General features: G+C 71.8%; 13 protein-coding genes. 8 read left to right on the top strand and 5 right to left on the bottom strand.

Annotated features, from left to right (window positions below):
- Positions 1 to 121 precede the first annotated feature (121 nt).
- The 4 genes from ACIBHY_RS43695 to ACIBHY_RS43710 all read left to right on the top strand — a co-directional run bounded on the left by ACIBHY_RS43695 (position 122) and on the right by ACIBHY_RS43710 (position 6,253).
- Positions 122 to 1,075: a response regulator transcription factor gene (locus ACIBHY_RS43695; RefSeq protein ID WP_397255114.1), complete on the top strand. Its 954-nt coding sequence runs from the start codon at positions 122 to 124 to the stop codon at positions 1,073 to 1,075.
- Positions 1,076 to 1,311: 236 nt separating this feature from the next.
- Positions 1,312 to 1,797, top strand: a complete 486-nt coding sequence (locus ACIBHY_RS43700) for a helix-turn-helix transcriptional regulator (RefSeq protein WP_379614975.1) — start codon at positions 1,312 to 1,314, stop codon at positions 1,795 to 1,797.
- A 102-nt stretch (positions 1,798 to 1,899) separates the two neighbouring features.
- Positions 1,900 to 3,021, top strand: a complete 1,122-nt coding sequence (locus ACIBHY_RS43705) for a serine hydrolase (RefSeq protein ID WP_397309873.1) — start codon at positions 1,900 to 1,902, stop codon at positions 3,019 to 3,021.
- 76 nt (positions 3,022 to 3,097) lie between these two features.
- A complete protein-coding gene (locus ACIBHY_RS43710) occupies positions 3,098 to 6,253 on the top strand; it encodes a BTAD domain-containing putative transcriptional regulator (RefSeq protein WP_397255110.1) in 3,156 nt (1,051 codons plus the stop codon).
- Here ACIBHY_RS43710 and ACIBHY_RS43715 read toward each other — a convergent pair.
- From ACIBHY_RS43715 to ACIBHY_RS43735, 5 genes are all read right to left on the bottom strand, one after another.
- Positions 6,237 to 6,998, bottom strand: coding sequence for an ABC transporter permease (locus ACIBHY_RS43715; RefSeq protein ID WP_397255108.1), 762 nt, complete (start codon positions 6,996 to 6,998; stop codon positions 6,237 to 6,239). The genes ACIBHY_RS43710 and ACIBHY_RS43715 overlap by 17 nt on opposite strands.
- Positions 6,995 to 7,939 carry an ATP-binding cassette domain-containing protein gene (locus ACIBHY_RS43720; protein WP_397255106.1) on the bottom strand — a complete coding sequence of 315 codons (945 nt, stop codon included), beginning with the start codon at positions 7,937 to 7,939 and terminating at the stop codon, positions 6,995 to 6,997. The genes ACIBHY_RS43715 and ACIBHY_RS43720 overlap by 4 nt, the downstream gene beginning before the upstream one ends.
- 75 nt (positions 7,940 to 8,014) lie before the next feature.
- Positions 8,015 to 8,224, bottom strand: a complete 210-nt coding sequence (locus ACIBHY_RS43725; RefSeq protein ID WP_397255104.1) for a zinc ribbon domain-containing protein — start codon at positions 8,222 to 8,224, stop codon at positions 8,015 to 8,017.
- Between the two features lie 9 nt (positions 8,225 to 8,233).
- Positions 8,234 to 9,046, bottom strand: coding sequence for a GNAT family N-acetyltransferase (locus tag ACIBHY_RS43730; protein WP_397255102.1), 813 nt, complete (start codon positions 9,044 to 9,046; stop codon positions 8,234 to 8,236).
- A gap of 46 nt (positions 9,047 to 9,092) precedes the next feature.
- A complete protein-coding gene (locus tag ACIBHY_RS43735) occupies positions 9,093 to 9,599 on the bottom strand; it encodes an HNH endonuclease (protein WP_184959584.1) in 507 nt (168 codons plus the stop codon).
- A gap of 265 nt (positions 9,600 to 9,864) precedes the next feature.
- On the opposite strand from ACIBHY_RS43735, the gene ACIBHY_RS43740 reads away from it, so the two are divergent.
- Genes ACIBHY_RS43740 through ACIBHY_RS43755 form a run of 4 tightly spaced genes read left to right on the top strand, consistent with a single transcriptional unit; the run spans position 9,865 to position 13,448 of the window.
- Positions 9,865 to 11,901: a prolyl oligopeptidase family protein gene (locus ACIBHY_RS43740; RefSeq protein ID WP_397255100.1), complete on the top strand. Its 2,037-nt coding sequence runs from the start codon at positions 9,865 to 9,867 to the stop codon at positions 11,899 to 11,901.
- Positions 11,898 to 12,311: an NUDIX hydrolase gene (locus tag ACIBHY_RS43745; RefSeq protein WP_397255098.1), complete on the top strand. Its 414-nt coding sequence runs from the start codon at positions 11,898 to 11,900 to the stop codon at positions 12,309 to 12,311. The genes ACIBHY_RS43740 and ACIBHY_RS43745 overlap by 4 nt, the downstream gene beginning before the upstream one ends.
- A gap of 7 nt (positions 12,312 to 12,318) precedes the next feature.
- Positions 12,319 to 13,101 (top strand): helix-turn-helix domain-containing protein, encoded by a 783-nt coding sequence (locus ACIBHY_RS43750; protein ID WP_397309817.1) that lies wholly within the window; start codon positions 12,319 to 12,321, stop codon positions 13,099 to 13,101.
- Entirely contained in the window at positions 13,098 to 13,448 is a 351-nt protein-coding gene (locus ACIBHY_RS43755; protein WP_397309818.1) for a VOC family protein, read from the top strand. Before ACIBHY_RS43750 ends, ACIBHY_RS43755 begins: the two co-directional genes overlap by 4 nt.
- Position 13,449: the final 1 nt, after the last annotated feature.

Below are 13,449 nucleotides of genomic sequence, written 5' to 3' on the forward strand. Positions count from 1 at the left end.
TTCCCGGCCTCTCCTACAAAGGACATGTCAGGAAGTTCCACATAGATACGGGGGAGGAAGTCATGCTGTGGTTCGACGACGGCGTGGGCTGGGGCTGATCCCACGACCATAGGAGGGTCCGATGGCGGAGAACAGCCTCGCCGGGCTGGTGAGCCCGCAGGCACAGGCGCTCTACGACCGGCTCACCTCCAGCGGGGCGCTGGAGCTGGACGTGGACGTCGACGGAGAGGCCCCGGAGACCCTCGAACTGCTCTCGATGGGCGTCGCCTTCCGCGGAGGTGAGGGCGACGCCCTGCTCCGACCGGTCGGCATCGCCGCCGCCCTCCGCACGCTCCTCGACCGCGAACACGCCGAACTCACCGGCCGCCAGGCCCGTCTCGCCGCGGGCTGGCGAGCGCTCGCCGGCCGCTGGGGCGCCCACGACGACCACCCCGCCTCTGCGCCGATCAGCGGCATCCAGGTCATCCCGACGATGGCGGAGGCCGCCGCCAAGGCCGTGGAACTGTACGCCGCCGGGACCCGCCTCGTCCGCGCCGCCTTCACCATCGCCTTCGAAACCGAGCCCACGCCGCACCGCCTCCTCCTCCCGCCTCCGGCCGCCCTGGAAGGCGGCGCCCGCTACCTCGGCCTGTACGACGCCGCCTACAGCAACGTCCCCTGGGGCCGGCGGCTGATGAGCGACTCCGCCGTGGCCGGTGAGACGGTACGGATGCGCAGAGCCATCCCCACCAAAATGATCCTGGTCGACGACGCGATGGCCCTGGTCGCCGCCACCGCGACCGGCCTGCCCGCCCTCCTTGTCACCTCGCCCGACCTGCTGAGGATGCTGGCGGACTGGTTCGACCTCATGTGGCGGGACTCGGTGGACGCCGAAGGCGAGGACATCCCCCTCACCAGGGCCCAGCGGCGGGTGGTGCTGCAACTGGCGGCGGGCAAGACGGACGAGCAGATCGCGCACGAGACGGGGATCAGCGTCCGCACGGTCCGGCGGCACATCGCGGTGGCCATGAGCGCCCTGGGCGCGGAAACCCGCTTCGCCGCCGGTGTGGCCGCCGGCCGTAAGGGCTGGATCTGACGTCCCGTGTACGGCCCGGCCCCTCCTCAGCCGGCCGGCACCCCGCCCGGACGCGGGCCGTTCGACGACCGGACTCCCGAGACGGCCGAGGGGCGGCGCGCACGCCCGGACCGGCCGAGAGCACCACGCGACCGGGACCGGCGGCACCAGCCGAGAGCACCGCGTGACCGGGATGGGCGGCGCGAAGTCCGCACAGGCTTTCGAAAATTGTCGGTGCCAGGAGCTAGTGTTTGGGTATGGGTATCGATGTGAAGTCTCACACCCGCCCGCTGACGACCGCCGAAATCGCCGCCCTCGCCCTCTCCCTCGCGCACCTGGGAGCCGGCCCGCAGGCCGTCACCGCCCGGCGCGGCCTGCGCAACGTCTTCGAGCACCTCGACCTCGACGACGACGTCATCGCCACCACCCTGGCCACGCTCACCGATCCCCTGCCCTCCGACGTGGCCTCCCGCGCCCGCGTCATCGCCGACGCGATCACCAGCCGCCTCATGATCCGCCTGCACTACCAGGACGCCTCCGGCCACGTGACGATCCGCGACGTGGAGCCGGTGACCTGCCTGGTCCACCGGGAGTACTGGTACCTCGTGGGAGTGTGCCGGATGCGGCGCGGCATCCGGGCGTTCAGGTTCGACCGCGTACTGGCCGTCGAGCCCACCCTCACCCCGTCCCGCCCCCACCTGGCCGACCGCTTCCTCCCGTTCCAACGCCGCAAGGTCGCCTGACCCCAGCCCCGTGCCCCAGCTGCCCGCCGGCCGGGGCACCCCCATGCCGGGTGGGGAATCTTGGGGGTTGGGTGACCTACTCCGCCCATGGTCGTTGGCGTGATGGCTGGCAGGCTCGCGCTCATGCGCGTTCGGGGGATCTCGCTCATCACCGCCTTCACGGTCACCATGGCCGCCTGCTCCGGCGTGGAGACCAGCCCCCCGGCAGCCGCCGGCCGGCCCGCGGCGCCCGGCGACACGATCGCCGCGGTCTTCGAGCCGGCGTTCCGGTGGCCGCCGACGGGCTTGGTGTCCGGGTCACCGGCCGGCCTGACGACCGCACCTCTGACAGGCCTTGCGGCCGTCCTGCCCGCCGGATGGGCGCCCGGCCCCTCTGGCGGGCAGGACGGCCCTCGGAGCTACACGCAGCCAAGTCTTCCTGGCGGTGTGTCGGCGGCGAGCTCGGGCGAGCGGGTGCTTGGGGTGCCGGGTGACGGCGGGCGGCCGTTGCCGGACGAGTTGCGGGGGAAGCTGGACAGGGCGCTGGGGCGGTATCTGGCCTCGCGGCCCGGCCGTGCCGCCGTGGCCGTGTACGACCGGGTCGCGGCCACCCGCTACGCCTACCGGGAGCGCGAGCCGTTCATGCTGGCCAGTGTCGCCAAGGTGGACATCCTCCTGGCCCTCGCGCTGAAGGCGCAGGAGGAGGGGCGGCGGCTGACGAAGCGCGAGCGAAGCGTGGCGGGCAGGATGATCCGGGTCAGCGACAACGACTGCGCCCACGATCTGTACCGGGCGGTCGGCGGCCGCGACGGGCTGACCGCGGTGCTGCGTGAGCAGGGGGTCCGGCGTACCTGGCCGGAGAACTCCTGGGGCACCACCCGCAGCCGACCGTCGGACCAGGTGAAGGTGCTCGACCGGCTCACCGATCCGGAGGGCCCGCTGACGGCGGCCAACCGGCGGTTCGCCCTGGAGCTGATGTCGAGCGTCGTGCCCGGGCAGGACTGGGGGGTGAGCGCGGCGGCGGGGTCCGGGCAGGTCGCGCTCAAGAACGGCTGGCTCCCCGCCAGCGCCCACGACGGCCTGTGGACGGTCAACAGCGTGGGCCGCCTCCAGACCGGCGGCCACGACCTGCTGCTCGCGGTGCTGTCGGAGCGCAGCCCGGCCATGGGGTACGGCGTGGCCACGGTCGAGGCGGTGGCACGGCTGGTGGTCAGGACGATGACGAAGCCCGCTCCCGCGCCATAACGATCCGATGAAGGTCGGCCGTGGTTTGCGGCCTCCGTGCGACGACGATTAGTAGCTCGTCCGCAAGTTCGGCACAATGACCGATGTGCGAGTTGGACTGCTCGGGCCCTTCGAGGTCCGGAACCGCGATGGGGCCACGGTCGAGGTGCCCGGCGTTCGGCTGCGCGCGCTTCTTGCCGCACTCGCCCTCGAACCCGGCCGGATCATCACACGGGCGAGGCTCGTGGACTGGATCTGGGGGGAACAGCCGCCCGCGGACGAGGTGAACGCCCTGCAGGCGCTGGTGTCCCGGCTGCGCAGGGTGCTGCCGGACGGTGTCATCGAGGCGGACGCCGGCGGCTACCGGCTGGCCGTGGCGCCTGATGCCGTGGACGTGGCCCGGTTCGAGCAGCTGGTCGGCCAGGCCCGCGCCGCCGAGCCCGCCGATCGGGCGGAGCTGCTGCGCTCGGCCCTGGAGCTTTGGCGCGGCCCGGCCATGGCGGACATCGCCCTGCAGGACAGCGACGTGTTCGACGCCGTGGTCGCGCGCCTGGACGAGCTCCACGTCGCCGCGCTCGGCGATCGAGTGGACGCCGACATCCGGCTCGGCCGTGGCTCGGAGCTGGTCTCCGAACTGACCGATCTGGTCGCCACGTACCCGCTGCGTGAGGGGTTCGTGGCCGCCCTCATGCGGGCGCTGGCCGAGGCCGGGCGGGGCAACGAGGCGCTGACCGTGTTCCAGCGCACGCGCGAGCGGCTCGCCGAGGAGCTGGGCGCCGACCCGTCGGCCGAGCTGTCGGCGCTGCACACGGCGCTGCTGCGGGGCGAGCTGGGCGAGCGGACGGAGAACCGCAGGACGAACCTGCGCGCCGAGCTGACGAGCTTCGTCGGCAAGGACGGCGATGTCGGCGCGGTCGCCGGCCTGGCCATGGGGCACCGCCTGGTCACCTTGACGGGATCGGGCGGCTCCGGCAAGACGAGGCTGGCCACGGAGACCGCGCGGACGATGCTCGGCGAGCTGCCCGACGGGGCGTGGCTGGTCGAACTGGCCTCGGTGCAGGCGGGCGGTGAGCTGGCGCAGGCCGCCCTCACCGCGCTGGGCCTGCGTGACCAGCCGTTGCTCGGCGGCGCCAGGGGCGGGGAGCCGATGGACCGGCTCCTCACCGCGCTGCGCGAGCGCACGATCCTGCTGGTCCTCGACAACTGTGAGCACGTGATCGAGGCGGCCGCGGCCTTCGCCGACCGGCTGCTGGGCGAGTGCCGGCGACTGCGGATCCTGGCCACGAGCAGGGAACCGCTCGGCATCACCGGAGAGGTGCTGTGGCAGGTCGAGCCGCTCGCGCTGCCCGCGAAGGGCGCCGAGCCCGCCGAGATCGGATCCTCACCCGCGGTGCGGCTGCTGCGCGACCGCGCGGATCTGGTCCGCAAGGACATCGGCTCGGACCCGGCCACGCTGGCGGCCATGGAGCGGATCTGCCGGGCGCTCGACGGGGTGCCGCTGGCGATCGAACTGGCCGCGGCGCGGCTGCGGACCATGTCCATCGATCAGCTGGCCCGCCGGCTCGACGACCGCTTCCGGCTGCTGACCAGCGGCAGCCGTACGGTGCTGCCCCGGCACAAGACGCTGCGCGCGGTCGTCGACTGGAGCTGGGACCTGCTGACCGAGGCCGAGCGCGGCGTGCTGCGGCGGCTCTCGGTGTTCTCCGGCGGCGTGAGCCTGGAGGCGGCGGAACGCGTGTGCCCGGAGGAGGCGCTGGACGGGGAGCTGGTCTTCGACGTGCTGACCGCGCTGGCCGAGAAGTCGCTGCTGCTCACCGACGACGAGGGCGCGCCGCGCTACCGGATGCTCAACACCATCAGGGAGTACGCGGCCGACCGGCTGACCGAGGCCGGGGAGACCGAGTCGGCCCGCCGGGCGCACGTGGCCTACTTCACCGAGCTGGCCGAGACGGCCGATCCGCACCTGCGTACGGCCGCGCAGCTGGAGTGGCTGCGCACGATCACGCCCGAGCACGACAACATCAGTACGGCCGTGCGCGTGGCCATCGCCGAAGGATGGGCCCAGGAGGCGATGCGGCTGGTCGGGGCCGCGGGCTGGTACTGGTTCCTGGCCGGGCACCGGGCCGAGGGCACCGAGCTGAGCGTGGCGGCCTGTTCCGTGCCCGGTGAGGCCACCGACGAGGTGCGGGCGCTGGCGTACGCCATCTTGACCATGTTCCTGACCTCAGGGATCGGCCGCGACCAGTATCAGGCGGAGGACTGGATCCACGAGGCTCACCGGCTCACCCAGCGCAGCAGGTCGCGCCATCCCCTGCTCGGGTTCGTCGAGCTGTGGGAGCAGATGCTGCGCGAGCCGGCCGGAGAGTTCCTGCGTGCGCTGGAGCCGCTCATCACCGGTGACCATCCCTGGGTGCGTGCGCAGGCCAGGCTCACTCGCGGCCGGATGCGGCTCACGCTCGGCGCCGACGAGACCGACGTGGACACCGACATCGAGACCTCCCTGTCCGAGTTCCGCGGGCTGGGCGAACGGATGGGGACCTCGCTGGCGCTGACCTTCCAGGCCGACCGGCTCGCCATGCGCGGCGATTTCGCCCGCGCGTGTGAGCACTACGAAGAGGCGGCGACTGCTCTGCGCGAGCTGGGCGTGCGGGAGGAAGTGGCCAGCCTGCGGGCGCGGCAGGCGCAGCTGTACTGGCTGCTCGGCGACGAGCGATCCAGCGTGAGCGCGATGTCCGACGCGGAGCGGAGCGCGAGCGGGATCACCTGGCCGGAGGAGCTGGCCGATCTGGAGCTGTCCAAGGCGCAGCTCGCCCGCTGGCGCGGCGAGCCGGACGAGGCACGCCGGCACGTGGAGGCGGTGCGGACGCTGACGGGCGACGAAGGCCCGAGTCTCCTGACCCGCACCAAGTCCCTGGACCTGCTCGGCTATCTCGAGGAGGACCTGGAGCAGTCGCGCGCGCACCGCGGCGAGGCGCTCCGCGCGGCCGAGGAGGCGATGTATCCGCCGCTGGTGGCCGAGGTGTTGATCGGGATCGCGGATCTCGCGCTGCGCCGGGGCGAGTACGAGCAGGCGGCGCGGCTGCTCGCGGCCAGCGACGGGGTGCGCGGCGCCGCGGACCTGTCGCAGCCGGACGCCTCCAGGATCAGCAGGGAGACGCGCGATCGCCTCGGTGAAACCGCGTTCACCGAGGCGGTTCTGGCCGGACGGGAGCGGGACTGGCGGGAGCTGGCCGAGGTCACGCTCGCTTCGTGAACGCCGCGCGCGCCCACAGGTAGCCGACCAGCGAGAGCCCCACGCACCAGGCGACGGCCGCGATGGCCGAGCCCGTCGACGGCGTGCCGGTCAGCAGCCCGCGCAGGGTTTCGATGATCGGGGTGAACGGCTGGTACTCGGCGAACTCCCGCACGCCGGGCCCCATCTTGTCGGCAGGCACGAACGCGCTGCTCAGGAAGGGAAGAAGCATCAGGGGGACACCGGCAAGACCCGCGCTTTCCGGGGTCTTCGCGGAGAGTCCGGACGCGACGGTCAGCCAGCCGATCGCCAGCACCGTCAGCGCGACGATGCCGATCGCGCCGAGCCACTGCGGGAAGCTCGCCGTCGGGCTGAATCCCATCAGCAGCGCGACCCCGATGATGATCGCGATGGACACCAGGGTCCGCAGCATGATCGCGATCACGTGCGCGTTCAGCACCGCGGCCCGTGACACGTCCATGACCCGCAGCCGGTTGATGAATCCGGTCGTCATGTCGGAGTTCACCGCTGTGGCCGTGGGGCCGATGCCGTAGCCGATGGTCAAGATGATCAGGCCCGGCGTCGCGTAGTCGACGTAGTCGGTGCCGACGCTGAACGAGCCGCCGAAGACGTAGACCATGAGGAACATCACGAAGACCGGCACGATGATGGCGTTGAACAGCGCCAGCGGGTTGCGCATCGTGTGCCGGAAGTTGCGCCGCATCATGGTCGCGGAATCCGCGAAAGAAGCTGAGATGGCGTTCATCGGGAGCTGACCTCCTGGTTGCCGTGGCCGGTGAGAGCGAGGAAGACGTCGTCGAGGTCCGGTGTGTGCACCGACAGTTCCTCGACTTCCACGGACTGGGCGTCGAGCCGGTCGAGCAGCGCGCGCAGCGACCGCACCCCGCCGTCGCCGGGGACGCGCAGGGCCAGCTCGTCGTCGTCCTTCGTGGCCCCGCGCAGGACCTGCGCCGCGACGTCGAGGGCGCGCCGGTCGGCGAACCGCAGCCGGATGTGACTGCCGGGGATCCGGCGCTTGAGCTCGTCGGCGGTGCCCTCGGCGACGATCCGTCCCTGATCGAGTACGGCGATGCGGTCGGCGAGCTGGTCGGCCTCTTCGAGGTACTGGGTGGTGAGGAAGATGGTGGTGCCTTCGGCGACCAGTTCCCGGATGATCTCCCACATGGTGCGGCGGCTGCGCGGGTCGAGTCCCGTCGTGGGCTCGTCCAGGAAGATGATCTGCGGCGCGCCGACCAGCGTCATGGCCAGGTCGAGCTTGCGGCGCATGCCGCCGGAGTAGGACACCGCCCGCTTGCCCGCCGCCTCGGCCAGATCGAAGCGGTCGAGCAGCCGGGCGGTGACGCGCTTGCCCTTCGCCTTGGGCAGGTGCAGGAGATCCGCCATCATCAGCAGGTTCTCCTCGCCGGTGAGGAGTTCGTCCACCGCGGCGAACTGGCCGGTGACCCCGATCGCCGCGCGCACCGCCTTGGTCTGCGTGGCGATGTCGTGCCCGGCGACGACCGCCTTCCCGGCGTCGGGGGTCAGGAGCGTGCTCAGCACGTTCACCGTGGTGGTCTTGCCGGCGCCGTTGGGGCCGAGCAGGGCGAAGATCGTGCCGGTTCGGACGTTCAGGTCGATGCCGTCGAGGACGGCTTTGTCTTTGTAGGCCTTTCGCAGCCCCTGGGCGGCGATGGCGGAACCGTTCATGACCGCTACGGTCGCCGACCGCTCTGATGCGGCGCCGTCACCGTCCTGACACGGCCGCTGACACGGCCTGCGGGATCAGCCGCAGCAGCCGCCTCCGCAGCACCCGCCCCCGCCACCACCGCCACGCGGAGCGGCGGCGCCGCCGGTCATCGCGACCGTGGACAGCAGCTTCACGGTGTCCTCGTGCCCGTCCGGGCAGGTGGCGGGGTCGTCGGAGGCGGCCATCGGGCGCGACACCTCGAACGTGGAGCCGCATGCGCGGCAGCGGAAGTCGTAACGCGGCATGCCCCTACATTAGGGCGCGTAGGTCACGTGGGTGTAGTCCGCGTGCGGTTCGAAGCCGATCGACTGGTAGATCGCGTTGCTCGTCGGGTTGCCGAGGTCGGTGAAGAGCACGATCTCCTTGGCCCGTTCGCCGAGGCCGGCCCGGCTGGCGTGGGCGGTGACGGCGGCGCCGTACCCGCGACGGCGGCAGGACGGCGGCGTGTACACCGGCCCGATGCGGCTGACCCCGCCCTGTGCGGGCGAGAGCGCCGCGAACGACACCGGAGCCCCGCCGGACACCCAGAGGAAGATGTCACCGGCGGCGATCCTGCGCAGCACCCGCTCGGTCATGTCGCCGCGGTCGGCGGAGACGCTGACCTCCTCGCCGAACGCGTGGTACCAGCTCACGAGCAACGGCAGATCCCCCGGTACGGCACGGCGCGCCTGCCCGGGGACGTCGGGGCAGGTGAGGTGGCCGAGCCGGTACAGCCTCTCCTCGACGGCGCCGGCGAGCACCGCCCCGCGCGACCGGGTGAAGACGGAGACCAGTTCGCGCGGCCCCATCACCTCGGGAATCTCCCGATCGGCCAGGGCCCCGGCCAACTCCTCGACGGCCTCGGGGGGCATCGCGGCCAGCCCGAGCGGAGCCGGAGGCGTACGGAAGGCGGCCCCCCGGACCTGCCCGTCCACGCTCCACCACCCGTAGTAGGCCCCCTCGGCGGGCATGCCGGCGCGGATGACCGCCATCACGGTGAGCGGCACGGTGTTGCGAAGGGGATCGTCGAGCAGGAAGGCGGTGGCGGCGTCGGGGAAGGCGGCGAGGTCCGCCGTGAAAGACCACATGCCGCGATCCTCGCAGGTCGCGGCATGTGGTCTCCAAGCGGTTTCGTCAGGCAGCGGCTTCCAGGTACGGCGCCCACTGCGGGTCGCCCACCATGGAGGCGCCGATCAGCCGCCAATGGGCACCGCGCGGAACCGCCGGGGACACGCGCAGCGACCATCCCAGTTCCTCCAGGAACTTGTCGGCCTTGCGATGGTTGCACGGGGTGCAGGAGGCGACGCAGTTCTCCCACGTGTGCGTGCCACCCCGCGAGCGCGGGATGACATGGTCGATCGTCTCGGCCTTCTGACCGCAGTAGGCGCAACGGAAGTCGTCGCGGCGCATGAGTGCGGCCCTGGTCAGGGGGATGCGGGACCGGTAGGGAATACGGACATATCTCCTGAGCCTGATCACCGAAGGCACCTCCAGCGTACGGCTGGCCGAGCGGAGCACCGCTCCCCTGCCGTCACGGTGGACGACGTCCGCCTTCTCCCTCAGCACCAGCACGATGGCACGGTGCAGCGAGAGCGTGGTCAGTGGCTCATAGGTGGCGTTCAACAGCAGGACCTGGCGCATCACGAGGACTCTCCCCGCTGGGCGCGTATCAAAGGGGACATGCCGTGGCATGTCCCGGCTGGCGGCCCCTCCTGGGGCACTGATGCTTCCGTCACGTGGACCTCCGCCGGACGGCCCGACGGATGGTGTCACCACGGCGCCGCCCTCTGCCCAAGTCTGTCGTCAAAAGAGCGCATCCCGCCACCTCTTAACGAACTAGAGGGACGCACGGTGTGTTTTATGCCCGGATCACCTGCGCTTTACGCCCCGCCGGTAGGGTCAAGGCATGTATCCGACCGCACGCCGAGAAGAGCTCGTCGACGACCTGCACGGCACCCCGGTGCCCGATCCCTACCGCTGGCTTGAGGACCCGGACAGCCCGGAGACCCAGGGCTGGCTGCTCGGGCAGGAAGCGCTGTACCGGGATCAGGTGAAACCGCAGCGTTTCCGCGAGCGGATCGAGGAGCTTCTGCAGTCGGGTTCGGTCGGCGTCCCGGTGTGGCGCGGCGAGCGGTACTTCTTCTCCCGCCGCATGCCCGGCCAGGAGCACGCGGTCTACTACGTCGTGGATCCCGACGGCGCCGAGCGCCCCCTGATCGACCCCATGGCGATCGACCCCTCGGGGCTGACGACGCTCGACGCGGTGCAGCCCGACAAGGAAGGGCGGCTGCTGGCGTACCAGATCTCGGTGGGCGGCGACGAGGAATCGGTGCTGTACGTCATCGACGTGGCGACGGGCGCGCGACTGGAGGGGCCGATCGACCGCTGCCGCTACTCCCCCATCGCGTGGCTGCCCGGCGGCGAGGCCTTCTACTACGTGCGCCGCCTGCCGAGCACGGAGGTTCCGGAGAACGAGCGGCAGTTCCACCGCCGCGTCTACCTGCACCGCGTCGGCACCTCCACCGAGGACGACGTGATGATCTTCGGTGCCGGGCTGAAGATGACGAACTACTACGGCGTCTCGGTCTCGCGCGACGGCCGCTGGCTGCAGATCTCCGCCTCAGAGGGTACGGCTCCGCGCAACGACCTCTGGGTGGCCGACCTGACCACCTCCCCTCTCGACGACCCCGGCCTGGTCGTCGTCCAGGAGGGCGTGGACGCGCAGACCGGGCTGCACTTCGGCCGCGACGGCCGCCTCTACGTGCACACCGACCGCGACGCCCCGCGCGGCCGGATCTGCCTCGCCGACCCCGCCGAGCCGCAGGTCTGGCGCGACCTGATCCCGGAGGACGCCGAGGCGGTGCTGTCGGACTTCGCGATCCTGGACGATCTCACCAGCCCGGTCATGCTGGTCGGCTGGACCCGCCACGCGATCAGCGAGATCAGCGTGCACCGCCTGGAGGACGGCGAGCGCCTGGGCGAGGTGCCGACGCCGGGGCTGGGCTCGATCGGCGGCATCTCCGAGCGCCCCGAGGGCGGCCACGAGGCGTGGTTCGGCTACACCGACAACACCACCCCGCCCACCATCCAGCGCTACGACGCCCGCACCGGCGAGACCACGCTGTGGGCGGCCTCCCCCGGCGCGGTCGACGTACCGCCGGTCAAGACCTCGCAGGCCGTCTACACCTCCAAGGACGGCACCGAGGTCCGCATGCTGATCATCGAGCCGGTCGACCGCGACGGCCCGCGCCCGACGATACTCAACGGCTACGGCGGCTTCGGCATCTCCATGACGCCCGGCTACTCGGCCTCGATCCTGACCTGGGTCGAGGCGGGCGGCGTCTACGCCATCGCGAACCTGCGCGGCGGCGGCGAGGAGGGCGAGGACTGGCACCGCGCCGGGATGCTCGGCAACAAGCAGAACGTCTTCGACGACTTCCACGCCGCCGCCGAACACCTGATCGCCACCGGCGTCACCACCTCCGCGCAGCTCGGCATCTCCGGCGGCTCCAACGGCGGCCTGCTGGTCGGCGCCGCCCTCACCCAGCGGCCGGAGCTCTACGCGGCCGTGGTCTGCTCGGCTCCGCTGCTCGACATGGTGCGTTACGAGCTGTTCGGCCTGGGCGCGACGTGGAACGTGGAGTACGGCTCGGCCGACGACCCCGAGGGGTTCGGCTGGTTGTGGAGCTATTCGCCCTATCACCATGTGCGGGAGGGCGTGCCGTACCCCGCGACGCTGTTCACCGTCTTCCAGTCCGACAGCCGCGTGCACCCGCTGCACGCGTGGAAGATGTGCGCGGCCCTGCAGCACGCGAGCGGCGCCTCACGGCCGGTGCTGCTGCGCAACGAGACCGAGGTCGGGCACGGGGCGCGTTCCCTGAGCCGCACCATCGACCTGTCGGCCGACACCCTGACCTTCCTGGCGCGGAACACGGGGCTGTGAACCGGCGGCGGCTGGCCGCGTACGGCATGATCGTGCGCGGCGAGGAGATCCTTCTCGCCCACTACGTCAACGGGGAGACCCGGCACTGGACGCTGCCCGGCGGCGGCGTCGAGCACGGCGAGGACCCCTACGACGCGGTGGTGCGCGAGGTCGAGGAGGAGACCGGATACACCGTCGTGCCCGAGGTGCTGATCGGCGTCAACAGCTTCCATCCCCGGCCGGAGTTCCAGGCGGTGCGGCTGTTCTGGGAGGCGCGCGTCGTGGGCGGGGAGCTGCGCTTCGAGGTGGGCGGCAGCACCGACAAGGCGGCGTGGTTCCCGCTGGCCGGGGTGGAGAGGCTGGAGCGCTCGGAGGTCGTGGACCGCGGGCTCGAACTGCTGCGCGCGCGGCCGAAGAGCGGGCACCTATAGTCGGAGTGTGGACGACCTGACGGTGGTCGAGCGGGTCCCCGGGCCCGCGCTGCGGCCGTACGTCATGGGGCTGTACGCCTACCGCGAGCGGTACGCGCAGCCCCATGTCCGCCAGGAACCGGCCCTGCCGGGCGCGGTGCTCATCATCGGGTTCGGCGCGCCGATGCAGGTCGACGGCGGCCGGTTCACTTCCTTCACCGGCGGCCTGTCCGACCGCTACACCGTCACCACGACCCAGGCGCCCACCGAGGGCGTGGAGGCGCTGCTCACCCCCTTCGGGGCACGTCGCCTGTACGGCGTGCCGATGCGTGAGCTGACCAACCTGGTGCTCCCGGCCGACGACCTGCTCGCGGGCTGGACGCAACGGCTCGGCCAGGTCGAGGGCTGGCCGGAACGGCTGGCGCTGTTCGAGTCGATGCTGACCACGCGCATCCACGGCGGCCCCGAGCCGCGCGGCGAGGTCGGCTGGGCCTGGGGGCGGCTGCTGGAGTCCGGCGGCTCGGTGAGCGCGGCGGCCCTGGCGGACGAGATCGGCTGGAGCCATCGGCATCTGGTCGCGCGGTTCCACGACGAGATCGGGCTGGCGCCCAAGGCGGCGGCGCGGCTGATCAGGTTCGACCGGGCGCGGCGGATGCTGGGCTCCGGCGTCCCGCCCGCCCAGACCGCGGCGGCGTGCGGCTACTACGACCAGGCGCACATGAACAGGGACTTCCGCCTGCTCTGCGGGGAGACGCCCGGTCAGATTTTTCCAAGACCTCCGGCGGCGGCCACGGCAGACTCGGCCGTATGACACGCACCGTTTTCGCGCTCGCGCGCTACGAGGACCCGGCCAAGGCCATCGACTTCCTGGCCGCCGCCTTCGGCTTCACCGCCCACCAGGTCAGCAAGGACGACTCGGGCGCGGTCGTACACGCCGAGCTGCTGATCGGCGAGGACATGATCATGATCGGCAAGGGGCAGCCGGGCGGGCCGGGCATCTACGTCGCCGTCGACGACCCCGACGCCCACCACGACCACGCCAAGGCGGCGGGCGCCACGATCACCATGGAGCTGGTCGACCAGTCCTACGGCTCGCGCGAGTACGGCTGCGCCGACCCCGGGGGCAACACCTGGTACTTCGGCACCTATCGCCCATAGG

It is taken from the genome of Nonomuraea sp. NPDC050547 (genome assembly GCF_044457345.1).
Taxonomy (GTDB): domain Bacteria; phylum Actinomycetota; class Actinomycetes; order Streptosporangiales; family Streptosporangiaceae; genus Nonomuraea.